This is a genomic window from Nocardiopsis sp. NPDC006938, from assembly GCF_042869555.1.
GTDB lineage: Bacteria > Actinomycetota > Actinomycetes > Streptosporangiales > Streptosporangiaceae > Nocardiopsis.
This window is the reverse complement of the sequence record NZ_JBIAGA010000003.1, coordinates 324875-339065: the sequence shown is the minus strand read 5'-3', so window position 1 is coordinate 339065 and position 14191 is coordinate 324875. Positions and strand designations below refer to the sequence as shown.

Genomic DNA, 14191 nt, shown 5'->3' with positions numbered 1-14191 from the left:
CGGAGCTCCGGAGGGCGGGAAGGTTAGAGTGGCGTAGGTCGATCACCGACAGCGAGAGACACCCCATGAGCAACGCACCGCTGCCCCCCGGAGCCTCCTCCCCCCGCGACCGGGCGCGCGAGGACCGCCTGCCCGAGGGCCGGGACCGGGCACCCGAGCGGGAGCGCGACGACGAACGGCGGGGCCCGGCCGGTTCGACCGGCGGCGCCAACAGCTCCACGATGGCGCTCATCCTGCACGCGGTGACCGCCCTGTGCTGCATGAACTGGATCTTCGGGATCGCCGGGATCACCTTCGCGGTGCGCGCAGCGCACGCCCGTGACCGGGGCCGCCCGGACCAGGCCGAGGTGCTCACCCGGTACTCGTGGTACTGCCTGGGCGCGGCGGGCGTGATGTTCTTCGTGATGCTGGTGCTGACCTTCGTAATGTTCACCCAGGCGGGGAACTGGATTCAGCAGATCGTCCCCGTGGTCAACTTCTGACCCCGGATTGGGGCAACGCGTACGGGTTCGTCCGCGTCCCACCCGAGTGGTGCGGGTATGCGACCCACAGGACCGGTGCGCGACGCGAGGGGGACCGAACCAGCGGTGAACGGCGACGGTAGTGATCCGAGGGCGTTCTGGGAGCGGGGGCGGGCCTCCGTCCCCGGTTCGGGGTTGCCCGCCCGTGTGCCCGCACCGCAGGGTCCGGGGGCGCCCACGCGGCCCGGACCGTCGCAGGGACCGGCCCCGGCCGCTCCTTCCGGCGGGCGCCCGCGGCCCGTGTACCCGGCGCCCCGGCGCGGCCTCCCGGCGGGGCCCGCGCGCCCCTGCGGCCCGCCGCCGCGTGTGGGCGGGGCCGTCGCGGCCCTGCTCGTGGCGGTGGGCACCCTCGTGGTCCCGGTGCTCGGCCTCGCCCTGGGCCTGTGGTTCTTCGTCCTGTTCTCCAACGTCCCCGGCATCGTCCTGGGCGTCCTGGCGCTGACCAAGATCCCCGACACGGACGAGGTGGAGCGGTTCATCCGCTACACGTGGGCGAGCACCTTCGCCTACACGGCGTTCTCGGTGGTGATCCTGTTGCCGGTCATGGTGATCACGGTCCTCTTCCTCTATCTGGGCGTCTGACCGGACCGCCCCGGGCGGCGGTCCGGGCGTCCGACCGCGCGAACCCCGGCCCCCGTTCCGCGTCCGACCCGAGACGAGCCCCGTTCCCGGGCATGATCGGAGGGGTTCCCGTGTTGCACATGGGGCCACCCCGTCCCCCGTGCTAGTGCCCGTACCCGCCGGAAGGCTCCGCGTGTCCTGCCTGATCGTCCAGTCCGACAAGACCCTCCTCCTCGAGATCGACCACGAGCTCGCCCCGGAGTGCCGCCGTTCCATCGCCCCGTTCGCCGAGCTCGAACGGGCTCCCGAGCACGTGCACACCTACCGGATCACGCCCCTGGCGCTGTGGAACGCGCGCGCCGCCGGACACGACGCCGAGCAGGTCGTGGACTCCCTCCTGCGCTTCTCCAAGTTCCCGGTGCCGCACTCGCTGCTGGTGGACATCGCCGAGACCATGGACCGGTACGGGCGTCTGCGGCTGGTGGGCGACCCCGTGCACGGCCTGGTGCTGGAGTCCTCGGACCGCGCCGTCCTGGAGGAGGTCGTGCGCGCGAAGAAGGTCAAGGGCATGTTGGGCGAGCGGATCGGCGACGACTCGGTCTCCGTCCACCCCAGCGAACGGGGCAACCTCAAGCAGGCCCTGCTGAAGATCGGCTGGCCCGCCGAGGACCTGGCCGGATACGTGGACGGCGAGGCCCACCGCATCGACCTCGCCGACGGCGACTGGGAGCTGCGGGGGTACCAGCGGGAGGCGGCGGAGAGCTTCCACGCGGGCGGTTCCGGCGTCGTGGTGCTCCCGTGCGGCGCGGGCAAGACCATCGTCGGCGCCGCCGCGATGGCGATGACCGGGGCGACGACCCTGATCCTGGTGACCAACACCGTGTCGGTGCACCAGTGGAAGTCCGAGCTGCTCAGGCGCACCTCGCTGACAGAGGACGAGATCGGGGAGTACTCCGGTACCCGCAAGGAGATCCGGCCGGTCACCATCGCCACCTACCAGGTGATGGCGGCGCGGCGGAAGGGCGTGTACACGCACCTGGAGCTGTTCGACGCCAAGGACTGGGGCCTGGTCGTCTACGACGAGGTGCACCTGCTGCCCGCGCCGATCTTCCGGATGACCGCCGACCTCCAGGCCCGTCGCCGCCTCGGGCTGACGGCCACCCTGGTGCGCGAGGACGGCCGCGAGGGCGACGTGTTCTCGCTGATCGGGCCGAAGCGCTACGACGCGCCGTGGAAGGACATGGAGAACCAGGGGTGGATCGCCCCGGCGGACTGCGTGGAGGTGCGCGTGGACCTCACCGAGTCCGAGCGGCTGGCGTACGCGACCGCCGAGCCGGAGGACCGGTACCGGTTCTGCGCGTCCACGGAGACCAAGACGGACGTGGTGCGGCGGATCGTGGAGGGCCACCCCGAGGAGCAGGTCCTGGTGATCGGTTCCTACATCGACCAGCTCGACGAACTGGGCGAGCGGCTGGGTGCGCCCGTGATCAAGGGCGAGACCCGCAACAAGGAGCGGGAGCGGCTCTTCGACGCGTTCCGAGCGGGTGAGCTGCGCACGCTGGTGGTCTCCAAGGTGGCCAACTTCTCGATCGACCTGCCCGAGGCCGGGGTCGCGGTACAGGTGTCGGGGTCGTTCGGGTCACGGCAGGAGGAGGCCCAGCGACTGGGCCGGGTGCTGCGCCCGAAGGCGGACGGCCGCACGGCCCGGTTCTACGCGGTGGTCGCCCGGGACACCCTGGACCAGGACTACGCCGCGCACCGTCAGCGGTTCCTGGCGGAGCAGGGGTACGCGTACCGGATCGCGGACGCGGGCGACCTGCTCGCGGGCGAGGAGTCCTGACCGGGGAGGCGGGTCCCCGTTCCGACTGGTCGGGACGGGGTCACAGGGACGGCAGCACGCCGATCACGTAGGTTCCGGCGGCGATGCCCCAGGCGATCAGGGAGTAGCTGAGGGTGCGGGTGCGCAACAGCCGGTCGCCCCGTACCGAGGGCGCGGTGAAGGCGGCCACCAGCAGGGCGAGGCCGAGCAGCGCGGGGATCACCGAGGCCAGCGCGAACAGCTGGGACTGGGCGGCGCACGCGGCGTAGCCGGGACTGCCGGGATCACCACAGAACACGTCGTCCCCCGATCGGATCGTTCATGCGGTCGTACTCCCCCGACCGTACCGTTTCGGCGGGGCCGGATCGCCTGTGCCCGGGGCCGGATACCGGTGGTGACCGGCCGACCGGGAACGACCGAACCGCGTTCCACACCGGGGTGACCCAGGACACCATCAGACCTTTACACGGGACGTCGCCGTGTCCAATCATGAGGGCAGGACACCCTACGGAGGTACCCCCATGACCGAGGCACCGGCCGTCCGGCCCCGCGACGGCTTCCACTCCCTGCGCGGCGGCGGGCTCAACTGGGACTCGCTTCCCCTGAAGCTGTTCGCCAAGGGCAACGCGCGGTTCTGGAACCCCGCCGACATCGACCTCTCACAGGACGCCGAGGACTGGGCGGGGCTCGACGAGCGGTCCCGCACCCGCGTCCTGCGGCTGTGCGCCCTCTTCGTGGCGGGTGAGGAGGCGGTCACCGAGGACCTCCAGCCCTTCCTGCGCGCCATGGCCGCCGAGGGCCGCCTGGGCGACGAGATGTACCTGACGCAGTTCGCCTTCGAGGAGGCCAAGCACGTCCAGGCCTTCCGCCTCTGGCTGGACGCGATCGGCGTCCGCGAGGACCTGCACGGCCACGTGGACGCCAACCCCGCCTACCGCACCCTGTTCCACGAGGAGCTTCCCCGTTCCCTGGAGGCGCTGCTGGCCGACCCCGGGCCCCGCAACCAGGTACGGGCCTCCGTGACCTACAACCACATCATCGAGGGGTCCCTCGCCCTCACCGGCTACTACGCGTGGAACCACGTGTGCACCGTCCGTGACATCTTCCCCGGCATGCGTCGGATCATCCGGCTGATCGGGGCCGACGAACGCCGCCACATGGCGTGGGGCACCTTCACCTGTCGGCGTCACGTGGCCGCCGACGACCGCAACTGGGACGTGGTGCGCGAGCGCCTCGACGAGCTGCTCCCCCACGTCATGGGCACCGTCAGGGACGGTGACCTGCCCTCGGACGACCCGGCCGTCCAGCGCTTCGAGCTCCCGCCCGGGAAGCTCCTGGAGTACGCGGGCGACCGCGCGTTGCGGCGGTTGGGCGCCATCGAGTCCGCGCGCGGGGTGCCGCTGGCGCGGATCGACCTGGACGCCTCGCCGGAGGAGCTGGAGGAACGGTTCGGCGAGGAGGACCGGGCCGCCATGGCCCGGCTGGAGGGCTGAGCGCCCCCGTCGGCGCGGTCGGCCCCTCGCCACGGGCACGGCGGCGGACCGGGGCCGCGTGGACGAGGACGGGACCGCGCCGGGGTCACTTGCCCTCGCGCAGCACCAGGTCGATGGCGATCGCGGACGCCACCACCAGGGTGCGCAGCGGTTCCGGAAGCGAGGGGTAGCGGTGGTGCAGCGCGTAGCTGTCCGCGGCCGTGAAGAGCTCCCCGAGGTCGGGCAGCCTGCGGTCGACCCGGGCGACCTCGTGCCCGTTGTGGTCGTTGATCCGGAAGTCACGGCCGACGAGGTCGCCCTCGATCACCCCGACCTTGCGCTTCCACCCGTCCAACAGGGTGAACTGGGAACCGAAGAACTTCAGGTCCTGTTCGATGGTGCCCACCGGCCGGCCGTCGGGCAGGCTCACGCTGGTGGTCGCCGTCATCCACGACCAGTGCTTGCGGATCACCAGCCGGACGGCGCCGTTCAGGTCGGTGACGTGCACGAGCCGCTCGAAGCCCCCGGTGCTGCGGGACAGCTGCCGCAGCACCTGTACGCCCCCGCTCGCGCCCTGTTCCCGCGCCCACCCGACCTGCCGGCCGAAGGCGTCGAAGACCTCGTAGTCGGAGAGGTCGACCATGAAGCGCTTGGGCTGGCGGACCAGGAGGGGATTGGCGGTGAAGATGTCCATGGTGAGCGATCCTAGGACGCGTCCTCCACGCGCCAGAGCTCGCGTCTGCCCCTCTCGGCCTCCAGCGCGATCCGGCCGAAGGGCTCGGACCTCCAGGCTCCCCCGCTCCGGTGGTTGGCGTACAGGACCTCGCCCTCCCGGGAGAGCACGTACACCGAGTCCGCGAGGTGGTGGGTCTCCAGGAACTCGACGGTGTTGGGCACCCCCAGGTAGAAGCGGTCGTGGTGGATCTCCGGCAGCCAGCGGCCGAACCCCTGGTCGCGGGTGGCGCGCCGGTGGCGGTCGGCGATCGCGAACCGGCTGTTGGAGGTGTGCGTGGCCACGAAGGCGACCTCGACCCGGTACCCGGCCTCCCGGAAGCCGAGGACCCAGGCGGCCGCCCAGTCCGCCCGGCCCAGGGGGTGGCTGCACACGACGTCGTAGCGGCCGCCGCGCACGTGCTCCATGGCCCGCTGGTGCAGTCCGCCGACCTGCCCGGACACCGCCGTGGACGCGGCCCGGTCGTCGGCGGTCATGGCCCACTCGTAGTCGGGGGAGAGCCGCAGCAGGTCGTCGCCGTCGTAGCTGACCGTCCCCCGGGGAAGGACCGGCAGCACGAGGCGTTGGAGGGTGGACTTGCCGGAGCCGGGCTGACCGCCGAGGAGCAGCAGGCGGGGCCGCTCGCGCGGGGTCCCGGTGAGCCGTTCGCGCAGGGCGAGGTCGAAGAGGGCGTCCAGGTCGGCGTCGCCGAGTTCGCGGCCCAGCGCGCCGGGGTCCGCCCCGTCCGGAGGTCGTACGGGGGCCTCCCGGAGCCCGGCGACGAGGTCGGGCAGGTCCGCGTTGACACGGGCGACCTCGTCGGGGCCGAGGAAGGGGAGCAGTGCCTCCTCCGCCAGCAGGCGCCCGGCGCGTTCGACCAGTTCGGGGTCCGCGTCGCCTCGGGCGAGGCAGGCGCCGATGGCGGCGCTGTAGAGGTTGTAGGCGCGTTCGCGCTCCTCGCGCTGGTGTGCGGTCTGGGGCGGCACACCGCCGCAGGCGCTCTCCGCGAGGAGGGGGAGGACCTCGTCCTCCGGGTGCTCGGCGGAGGGTTCGGGGCCCGCGCCGGGCCCGGTTCCGGAGGGGGAGGGTGTCATGTTCGTCCGCTCTCGCCGTGGCCCGGTGGGGGGGTGGGGCCGGGGGTGTACGCAACCGACTACCCGTCGAGGTTAGTGGCTCAGGTCACCTGTGGACGGCGGTTCCCGGCCGGAGGCTCCGGCCTAAAGTGGCCACATGTCCACGAACTCCGTTTCCCCCTCCTCCTCCGTCATCGAGGCCCTGGCCTGGGTCCACGTGCGCGACGGCCGCCTGCTGTGCGTGCGTTCGGAGGGCAAGGACCTCCTGTACATCCCGGGCGGCAAGCGCGAACCGGGCGAGACCGACGAGGAGGCGGTGGCCCGCGAGACCCTGGAGGAGGTCAGCGTGGTGCTGCGCCCCGGAACCCTCTACCGGGTGGCCGAGATCGACCAGGAGGCGCACGGCCAGGCTCCGGGTACCCGGGTCCGGCTGATCTGCTACGGCGGCGAGCACGATGGCGAGATCACCCCCGCGAACGAGATCGACGAGGCCGTGTGGATCTCCTACGAGGAGCGCCACCGGTGCGCCCCGGCCGTGCGGGACCTGGTCGAGCTGCTGCACACCCGGGGCGAGCTGCCCTAGCCGCCGCCTCGGGGCCCGCGTCCGCCGGTGTCCCTCGATTTCCGGTGTCCCCTCGATCGCCGGGGAGAGGCACCACGGTTGCGGGAGCACCCGTCCGGTCGCCGTTCGGTGCACGTCGGCCACCGCCCCCGTGCGCCCGGTCGGAGCCGTCCGGCCCCCGACCGGGCTTGGAGTTCAGGACGCCGTCCGCCCCGCCGCGCCCGGGTCGGGCACCTGACCGGCCCAGGTACCGGTGTCGCGCAGGAACAGCATCGCGACGGTGACACCGAGCGCGAACGGCAGCAGGAAGACGGTGCCCATGACCGTCTCCATGCCCCGGACCTCGAACAGGTCCCAGCTGAGGAGCCCCTGGGCCGCGACCTGGAAGGCCAGGTGGAACCCCACGCAGGCCCAGACGTTGCCGGTGATCACGCGCAGGCAGCCCAGCACCACACCCATGCCGAGGAAGAGCGGCAGCCGCTCGGCGAGGACGTCCCACCCACCGGTGAGGACCCACAGACCGGTCCCCCACAGCGTGAACAACGCCGCCTGCGCGAGCAACGCCACCCAGGCGGACACCACGGTGTTGAGGTTGCGGAAGAGGTACCCGCGAAAGATCAGCTCCTCCGGCAGCGCCTCGTAGAGCAGCACCAGGACGGTGAGGACCGCGAGGGACAGCACGATCTCCGTCAGGGGCGCTACCGGGGTGATCGAGACCCCCAGAGCGAGGGCGACCCCCAGGCCCACCACCGCGGGCAGCAGCCAGGACAGCGCTCCGACGAGCAGCGGCCACCAGGCCTCACGCGGACCGGTCAGGCGCAACCCCGACCACGGACGGCGGTCGAGGAAGCGGCGGGCAGCCCACACCAGCGCCGTTCCGAGGACGGCCACGACGACGGCGTTCGCCCAGTGTCCGGCGTTGCCCCCGCCCGCCGGTTCGGGGAACAGGCCGTTGGCCAGGAGCAGCGCGGACCACAGCAGGACGGCTCCGGCGGTGACCGCCACCACGCGGACGGGAAGGCTCGGACGGGCGGACCCGACCTCACGGGAGGAGGTGTCGTTCATGGGTCCAGGCTCTCGCTCCGCCCCCGACGGACGCCATCGGGGAACACCCGGAGAGCCCCCTGAAACGGGCGGCACCCGCCCCTGAACGCCTCGTGGTCGAACGCGAGAAAACCAGTGGCCCGCTCCGACTCCGCTGGATAGGTTCGGTAACCGTGCGCGCACTACCCCAGCCTCCGGGTGACCCGGACCACCGCTCCGCCGACCGCTTCCTGATCTGGATCGCCCGCAAGGAGTGGCGTTCCCTCCTGTGGGCGTCGGCGACGGTCTCCGTCACCCTGCTGAGCGCCGTCCTGGTCTCCCACCTGCTCGGCGCGGCCCTGGACTCCGGGCTGGACGAGGGAGGCACGTCCGCCCTCCTGTACTGGTTCGCGCTGATCGCCGCGTGCGGCCTCGCCTCGGCGGCCACGATCCCCCTGCACGAACGCTCCGCCTCCTTCAACTGGTACGCCACCGCGTACCGGACGATCCAGCTCGTCACCCGTCGCGCGTCCCGGCTGGGCCCCACGCTGACCCGGCGGCTGCCGAGCGGTGAGGTGGTGGCGGTCGGCACCGACGACATCGAGCAGATCGGCGAGTTCTACGAGCGCTCCAACATGCTGGTGGCGTCGCTGGTCTCCATCGTGGTCGTCGCCTTCCTGATGCTCTCCTCGCACGTCGTCTTCGGAATCATCGTGCTGGTGGCGGTACCGCTCATCATCGCGGGCATGGTCCCCCTGCTGCGTCCGCTCAACCGGCGCACACACGCGCACCGCGACCGGCAGGCCGAGCTCACGACGCGCGCCACCGACCTGGTCTCCGGCCTGCGGGTGCTGCGCGGGGTGGGCGGTGAGCGCACCACCGGCGAGCGCTACCGCGCCGAGTCCCAGCGGGTGCGCGCAGCGGGAGTCCGGGTGGGGTGGATGGACGCCGCCCTGGAGGCGGTCCGCACCCTGTATCCGGGCCTGCTGCTGGTGGGGATCGTCTGGTACGGCGCCCGACTGGCGCTGGTCGGTGAGATCACCGTGGGTGAGCTCGTCGCCTTCTACGGCTACACCGGCGCGCTGGCGGCCTCGGTCCGCTTCGTCATGCTGGTGAGTTCCTCCCTGGTCTCCGCGCGGGTCGCCGCCGCCCGCGTGGTGCGGGTGCTGGGTATGGAGCACGACCTCACCGACCCCGAGGTCCCCGCCCCGGCCCCCACCGGCCCGTACGACCTGCGCGACCCGGCCAGCGGTGTGCTCCTGGCGCACGGGCGGGTCACCGGCGTGGTCTGCGCCGACCGGGCCGACGTGGGTCCCCTGGTGGAGCGGCTGGGCCGTTACCGAGACGGCGGCGCCGAGCTGTCGTCCGTCCCCCTGGACCGGCTCCCTCTGAGGGAGGTGCGCCGCCGCGTGCTGGTCGCGGGCAACGACGCCCACCTGTTCTCCGGGCGGCTGCGCGACGAACTCGACCCCCGCGCCGACCACACGGACGGGGGCGTGACCGCCGTGCTGCGCGCCGCGTCGGCGGAGGACGTGCTCGCCCAGTCCCCGCTGGGTCTGGACGTCGAGCTCACCGAACGCGGCCGCGAGTACTCCGGCGGTCAGCAGCAGCGCCTCCGGTTGGCCCGCGCCCTGCTGAGCGACCCCGACGTGCTGATCCTCGTCGAACCCACCTCGGCTGTGGACGCCCACTCGGAGGCGGCCGTCGCCGAACGCCTCCGGGGGGTTCGCGCCGACCGCACCACCGGTGTGGTCACCACCAGCCCCCTGCTGTTGGACCGGGCCGACCACGTGCAGTTCCTCGTGGAGGGCCGTGTGGTGGCCGAGGGCGCCCACCGGGACCTGCTCCGCACCCACGACGGCTACGCCGCCACCGTCCTGCGCACGACGCTGGAGGAGGAGAAGGTATGACCCAGACCAGCGACCCCCGCACCCGCGCCCCGGGGCGGTCCCCCGCACCGCCGACCGGTCACGGCACCGGCACCACGCGTCCGGGCGGTCCGCCCACCGCCCCGGTCGACCCGTCCGCCCTTCCCGTGGCCTCCACCTCGGCGGTGTGGCGCAGGCTCCGTCTCGCGGGCCGCGAGCACGGAGTGCTCCTGTCCCAGGTGGTGGCGTTGTACGCCCTGGCCACGGGTGCGGCTCTGGTGGCCCCGTGGGTGCTCGGGCTGATCGTCGACGCCGTCCGCGAGGGCACCACCCCGGGACGCGTGGACGCCATGGCCGTGGTCATCGTGGTCTCGCTGCTGGCGAACGCCGCCCTGCTCCTGGGCGCGGTGGCCCAGTCGATCCGGCTCGGTGAGGGGCTGCTGGCCGAGCTGCGCGAGGAGTTCGTCCGGGCGGTCCTGCGGCTGCCCCTGGGAACCGTGGAGCGCGCGGGTACCGGCGACCTGGTCGCTCGGACCGGCCGCGACATCAACGCGCTCAACTACATGGTGCGCGACTCGGTGCCGCAGATCGCGACCGGCGTGGCGACCGTCCTGGTCATCCTGGTCGCCCAGGCGTTCCTGCACCCGGCGCTCCTGCTCGCGTGGGTGCCGTCCGTCCTGGTGATCTGGGTGAGTACCCGCTGGTACGCGCGGCGGGCCCCGGACGGGTACCTCGCCGAGATGGGCACCTACTCCCGACTGACGCAGGGCGTGAGCGACACCGTGGAGGGGGCGCACACCCTGGAGGCCCTGGGCCGACAGGAGTGGCAGGACCTGCGCACCGACGCCGACGTGCACCGCGCCTACCTGGCGGAGCGGTACACGCTCTGGTTGCGGACGGTGTGGTATCCGCCGCTGGAGTTCTCGTACATGTTCGCCTCGGCGACGACCTTCCTGGTCGCGGGTCTTCTGCACACCCAGGGAGAGATGTCCCTGGGACAGATCGCCACGGCGGTGTTCCTGACCGTGCAGATGGCCCGCCCCCTGGAGCACATGATCGACCAGATCGACAACGTGATGGTGGGATTCACGGCGCTGCGCCGCCTACTTGGGGTCCAGGACACCGAGGAGCCCGTGCGTCCGGCGGCCGGTTCCGGGGGCGCCCCCGGAACCGGCGGAGCCGACACCGGCGAACCGGGTGCCGTGGAGATCCGCGGCGTCCGGTTCGGCTACGTCCCCGGCAAGGAGGTGCTGCGCGGGGTGGACCTCGACCTGCGCCCCGGCGAGCGGCTCGCCATGGTGGGCCCCAGCGGTGCCGGGAAGTCCACTCTCGGCAAGCTGCTGGCCGGGGTGTACCTGCCGGGGTCCGGGACCGTGCGCGTGGGTGGCGAGGACCTCGCGGCGTCGACCCCCGAGGAGCGTCGTGAACGCGTGATCCTGCTCAGCCAGGAGAGCCACGTGTTCCGGGGCACGGTCGCCGAGAACCTCGCCCTGGCGCTGGAGGACGAGCACGTGGACCGCGACCGGTTGTGGCGAGCCCTGGAGGCGGTGGACGCCGACTCCTGGGTGCGGGCGCTGCCGGAGGGGCTGGACACCCGGGTGGGCTCGGGCCAGGAGGCCCTCGACCCGGCCCACGTGCAGCAGCTGGCCCTGGCCCGCGTGGTGCTGGCCGACCCGCAGGTCCTGGTTCTGGACGAGGCCACCTCGATGATCGATCCGCGTTCGGCCCGCAGGTTGGAGGGCTCGCTCGCCGGGGTCCTGGCGGGGCGCACCGTGGTGGCCATCGCCCACCGCCTGTACACCGCGCACGACGCGGACCGCGTCGCGGTGGTGGACGGTGGGGAGATCGTCGAGCTCGGCACCCACGACGAGCTCCTGGCCCGGGGCGGTTCCTACGCCGCGCTGTGGCACGCCTGGCACGGCGAGGGCTGAGTCCGCGGGGCCCGGGGGCCGGGGACCGCACCGGCACCGACCCGCCGAAAACCGGTGGACACGGCGTCCCCGTCCGGGTGACACTGCGCGGATGACCACCCCGGATATTCCCCCCCTGTACCGCGACGTCGACTTCAACGGCCCGCTCAACGACGAGCGGGCCGTCCGGCTGATCCGCTCCCTCGGCCCGCTGGAGGGCCGCCACCTGGTGGACATCGGCTGCGGCTGGGCCGAGCTCCTGCTGCGTGCGCTGGCCACCGCGCCCACCGCGACCGGCTTCGGCATCGACCTCAGCGAGGACTACGTGCGGTTCGGCCGCGCCAACGCCGAGGAGCGCGGTCTCGCCGACCGGGTCGAGCTGGTGGCCGGGGACGCGGGCGCGTGGCGGGGCGGGCGCGCGGACGTGGTGCTCAACATCGGTGCTAGCCACGTCTGGGGCGGCGACCCGGTGACGCACACGGCCAACGCCCTGGAGGCCCTGGCCGACCTGACCCGCCCGGGCGGCCGGGCGGTGTTCGGAGAGTGCTTCTGGAAGCGGCCGCCGACCGACGCGGAGATGGCCGCCATGCCGTCCGTCCCGCGCGCGCAGCACCGCCCGCTTCCGGAGTTGGTGGACTTCGCGCTCTCCCACGGCTTCCGGCTGATCGCGCTGGCGGAGACCACCGTGGACGAGTGGGACGAGTTCGAGAACCTGCACGCGTTGGGCTGGGAGGACTGGCTGGCGGAGAACCCCGGTTCCCCCGACTTCGACGAGGTCCGCGACCGGGCCGACCGACACCGTCACGCCCGTGTGCACGGCCAGCGGGAGACCCTCGGCTTCGCCTACCTCACCCTCCTGCGGGTCTGAGGAGGCGTCCGTGCGGGCTCCGGCGGTGTTCCCGGAGCCCGCTCCCGACCGCGTGCGTTGGTGTGTGGGCACTCGGCGCCCAGGGTCGGGAGGTCACGGGAGGAGGGGCGGGCGGCACGACGGCGGCGGAGCGTCAGAAGAAGCGCAGGCGCTCGCGCTCCTGGCGCTCGGCGTTCTCCACGTACACGTGGCCGCCCTCGGCCATGACCGACTCCAGGTACGCGTACACCTGGAGCGCCCGGTTGATGACGTCGGTCTGGGTGTCACCCGTGGCGGCGACGGCCTCCTCCAGCGCCTTGGTGGAGCGCGCGGTGAGGTTGACGGTGACCCGCGCCGACGAACCGGCGGGCCTTCTCCCGGCCGGACGTCCCCGCCCCTGGGAGGAGTCGGTCAGTTCCGTTTCCGTGCTGTGGGACGACATGGCGCGACCTCGCTCTGTGACGTGACGACGGTGGGCTCGAACAGCGGGAAGACGCGTGGAACGCGGCCTCGCGCGAGGGCACGGAGCCGGAACCCACCGCTCGCCGGCTCCGGCCATTCCCGCCCCCGATCCCGATCGCATCTTTGGTAAGGCTAAGAAGACCCTAACAGATGCCTGTCGTGAAGGGAAAATACATCTTCTCGCATCATGTTTGATGCATGAAAACAGCCTCCATGCTACGATCCCGGCGTGGACACTCGGCGCTCCGGCGTCATCGGCGCCTGCCCCGGACCCACCGGCCCGGGCGCGGCACCGCCCCCGTACGCCAACGTCTGGAGGTTCGTTCATGGGAGATCCCCGAGGCCGGCTCCCGCAGGAGCGGCAGGCTCGGGAAGACCGCGTGAGGGAGATTCGTCTGGACGACGAACCCCCGCGCGCGAGAGCGGACGTCGACATCGACCGGACCCCCTTCACCTACCGGATGGAGGCGGGCATCGGCTCGGGAGGGCTCTGGGCCCGGTTCAGGGCGAGGACCCGCGCGGGCTCAGCGGCGGAACGGGCCTCGGCCGCCCTCCTCGTCCTGGGCGGCACCGTCCTCCCCCCTCTCACACTCGGAGGCCTGGCCCACGTCGCCGGAGCTCCCGCCGCCGCCACTCTGGCGGTGGCCGGGGCGGCCTGGCTGGTCGCCACCCTGGTGGCCCTGCGCGTCACCGGGCCGCGGTGACGCCCCGGGAGCCCGCGCCCCGGGCCCGGGCCGCCCGTGCCCCCGGCGTCCGTCCGGATACGGTCGGCCCATGAGCTCCATGGGACCCGTGACCTTCGCCGACCTGGACGAGGCCGCGCGCCGAGCGGGGATCACGCGGTTCTCGGCGGGCGCGATCGTGCACCGGAACGCGCGGAGTGAGATCCTCCTGCTCCGCCGCCGCGACGACGACACGTCCTTCCCCGGCGCGGAGAGCCTGCCCTCGGGCGGGGTCGACCCCGGGGAGACGGTCCTGGACGGCTTGGCCCGGGAGCTACGCGAGGAGATCGGTCGGCCCGGCGGGCCGCTCCCCCTGGACCCCTTCGTGACCTGGTTCGACTACGTGTCCCGGCACGGGTTCCCCAAGCGCCAGTTCACCTTCGCCCTCCCCCACGACGGCGCGGAGGTGGTGCTCTCCGACGAGCACACGGCGTACCGGTGGCTTCCCGCCGAGGAGTACGCGGCCAGCGACCTCACCCCGCAGGTGGGGGCGGCGGTCCGGGCCTGGCTCGACGCCACGGGCGCGGATCGCCCTCCCCGCCCCTAGACCCCCCGACCGGGCCCGCTCCGACCGGCGGATCGGGGTCGAGGTGGCCCTGGACCCCGAGCACCTCGTGAACTCTGGGACCTCGGCGGCCC

The 14191-nt window shown here is 72.8% G+C and carries 15 protein-coding genes; 10 read left to right on the top strand and 5 right to left on the bottom strand.

Going from position 1 to position 14191, the window contains the following annotated elements:
- The first annotated feature begins 65 nt into the window (after positions 1-65).
- The 3 genes from ACFYL4_RS07015 (at position 66) to ACFYL4_RS07005 (ending at position 2922) form a co-directional block, all read left to right on the top strand.
- Positions 66-482, top strand: coding sequence for a hypothetical protein (locus ACFYL4_RS07015; protein ID WP_357767497.1), 417 nt, complete (start codon positions 66-68; stop codon positions 480-482).
- A 345-nt stretch (positions 483-827) separates the two neighbouring features.
- Entirely contained in the window at positions 828-1103 is a 276-nt protein-coding gene (locus tag ACFYL4_RS07010; protein WP_357767494.1) for a hypothetical protein, read from the top strand.
- Positions 1104-1275: 172 nt separating this feature from the next.
- Entirely contained in the window at positions 1276-2922 is a 1647-nt protein-coding gene (locus ACFYL4_RS07005; protein WP_357767581.1) for a DNA repair helicase XPB, read from the top strand.
- A 40-nt stretch (positions 2923-2962) separates the two neighbouring features.
- On the opposite strand, the gene ACFYL4_RS07000 is transcribed toward ACFYL4_RS07005, so the two are convergent.
- The gene (locus ACFYL4_RS07000) at positions 2963-3199 is read right to left on the bottom strand and encodes a hypothetical protein (RefSeq protein ID WP_357767491.1); all 237 of its coding nucleotides are present in this window, start codon (positions 3197-3199) and stop codon (positions 2963-2965) included.
- A 223-nt stretch (positions 3200-3422) separates the two neighbouring features.
- Between ACFYL4_RS07000 and ACFYL4_RS06995 the strand changes: the two genes are divergently transcribed.
- Positions 3423-4394 carry a R2-like ligand-binding oxidase gene (locus tag ACFYL4_RS06995; RefSeq protein ID WP_357767488.1) on the top strand — a complete coding sequence of 324 codons (972 nt, stop codon included), beginning with the start codon at positions 3423-3425 and terminating at the stop codon, positions 4392-4394.
- 85 nt (positions 4395-4479) lie between these two features.
- On the opposite strand, the gene ACFYL4_RS06990 is transcribed toward ACFYL4_RS06995, so the two are convergent.
- Together ACFYL4_RS06990 and ACFYL4_RS06985 are read right to left on the bottom strand one after the other, a co-directional pair.
- The gene (locus ACFYL4_RS06990) at positions 4480-5067 is read right to left on the bottom strand and encodes a phospholipid scramblase-related protein (RefSeq protein ID WP_357767485.1); all 588 of its coding nucleotides are present in this window, start codon (positions 5065-5067) and stop codon (positions 4480-4482) included.
- Positions 5068-5078: 11 nt separating this feature from the next.
- Positions 5079-6179: a zeta toxin family protein gene (locus ACFYL4_RS06985; RefSeq protein WP_387517056.1), complete on the bottom strand. Its 1101-nt coding sequence runs from the start codon at positions 6177-6179 to the stop codon at positions 5079-5081.
- Positions 6180-6315: 136 nt separating this feature from the next.
- Between ACFYL4_RS06985 and ACFYL4_RS06980 the strand changes: the two genes are divergently transcribed.
- The gene (locus ACFYL4_RS06980; RefSeq protein ID WP_357767480.1) at positions 6316-6741 is read left to right on the top strand and encodes an NUDIX domain-containing protein; all 426 of its coding nucleotides are present in this window, start codon (positions 6316-6318) and stop codon (positions 6739-6741) included.
- 174 nt (positions 6742-6915) lie between these two features.
- Here ACFYL4_RS06980 and ACFYL4_RS06975 read toward each other — a convergent pair whose 3' ends face one another.
- Complete coding sequence (locus tag ACFYL4_RS06975; RefSeq protein ID WP_357767477.1) at positions 6916-7785, bottom strand: type II CAAX endopeptidase family protein; 870 nt, start codon at positions 7783-7785, stop codon at positions 6916-6918.
- 152 nt (positions 7786-7937) lie between these two features.
- On the opposite strand from ACFYL4_RS06975, the gene ACFYL4_RS06970 reads away from it, so the two are divergent.
- The 3 genes from ACFYL4_RS06970 (at position 7938) to ACFYL4_RS06960 (ending at position 12389) form a co-directional block, all read left to right on the top strand.
- Positions 7938-9653, top strand: coding sequence for an ABC transporter ATP-binding protein (locus ACFYL4_RS06970; protein WP_357767474.1), 1716 nt, complete (start codon positions 7938-7940; stop codon positions 9651-9653).
- Positions 9650-11542 carry an ABC transporter ATP-binding protein gene (locus ACFYL4_RS06965; RefSeq protein ID WP_387517053.1) on the top strand — a complete coding sequence of 631 codons (1893 nt, stop codon included), beginning with the start codon at positions 9650-9652 and terminating at the stop codon, positions 11540-11542. The genes ACFYL4_RS06970 and ACFYL4_RS06965 overlap by 4 nt, the downstream gene beginning before the upstream one ends.
- 91 nt (positions 11543-11633) lie before the next feature.
- Complete coding sequence (locus ACFYL4_RS06960; RefSeq protein ID WP_357767468.1) at positions 11634-12389, top strand: class I SAM-dependent methyltransferase; 756 nt, start codon at positions 11634-11636, stop codon at positions 12387-12389.
- 133 nt (positions 12390-12522) lie between these two features.
- Here the strand turns inward: ACFYL4_RS06960 and ACFYL4_RS06955 are convergent, their stop codons facing one another.
- Entirely contained in the window at positions 12523-12810 is a 288-nt protein-coding gene (locus tag ACFYL4_RS06955) for a hypothetical protein (protein ID WP_357767465.1), read from the bottom strand.
- 400 nt (positions 12811-13210) lie between these two features.
- On the opposite strand from ACFYL4_RS06955, the gene ACFYL4_RS06950 reads away from it, so the two are divergent.
- Together ACFYL4_RS06950 and ACFYL4_RS06945 are read left to right on the top strand one after the other, a co-directional pair.
- On the top strand, positions 13211-13534 hold the full coding sequence (locus ACFYL4_RS06950; protein ID WP_357767462.1) for a hypothetical protein: 324 nt from the start codon (positions 13211-13213) through the stop codon (positions 13532-13534).
- Positions 13535-13604: 70 nt separating this feature from the next.
- Positions 13605-14099, top strand: a complete 495-nt coding sequence (locus ACFYL4_RS06945) for an NUDIX hydrolase (protein WP_387517050.1) — start codon at positions 13605-13607, stop codon at positions 14097-14099.
- Positions 14100-14191: the final 92 nt, after the last annotated feature.

Bases quoted from the DNA above. Each gene is read 5' to 3' on its own strand.
- ACFYL4_RS06945 (WP_387517050.1), top strand. From the start codon at position 13,605: ATGAGCTCCATGGGACCCGTGACCTTCGCCGACCTGGACGAGGCCGCG.
- ACFYL4_RS06965 (WP_387517053.1), top strand. From the start codon at position 9,650: ATGACCCAGACCAGCGACCCCCGCACCCGCGCCCCGGGGCGGTCCCCC.
- ACFYL4_RS06955 (WP_357767465.1), bottom strand. From the start codon at position 12,810: ATGTCGTCCCACAGCACGGAAACGGAACTGACCGACTCCTCCCAGGGG.
- ACFYL4_RS06980 (WP_357767480.1), top strand. From the start codon at position 6,316: ATGTCCACGAACTCCGTTTCCCCCTCCTCCTCCGTCATCGAGGCCCTG.
- ACFYL4_RS06960 (WP_357767468.1), top strand. From the start codon at position 11,634: ATGACCACCCCGGATATTCCCCCCCTGTACCGCGACGTCGACTTCAAC.
- ACFYL4_RS06985 (WP_387517056.1), bottom strand. From the start codon at position 6,179: ATGACACCCTCCCCCTCCGGAACCGGGCCCGGCGCGGGCCCCGAACCC.
- ACFYL4_RS07015 (WP_357767497.1), top strand. From the start codon at position 66: ATGAGCAACGCACCGCTGCCCCCCGGAGCCTCCTCCCCCCGCGACCGG.
- ACFYL4_RS06975 (WP_357767477.1), bottom strand. From the start codon at position 7,785: ATGAACGACACCTCCTCCCGTGAGGTCGGGTCCGCCCGTCCGAGCCTT.
- ACFYL4_RS06990 (WP_357767485.1), bottom strand. From the start codon at position 5,067: ATGGACATCTTCACCGCCAATCCCCTCCTGGTCCGCCAGCCCAAGCGC.
- ACFYL4_RS06995 (WP_357767488.1), top strand. From the start codon at position 3,423: ATGACCGAGGCACCGGCCGTCCGGCCCCGCGACGGCTTCCACTCCCTG.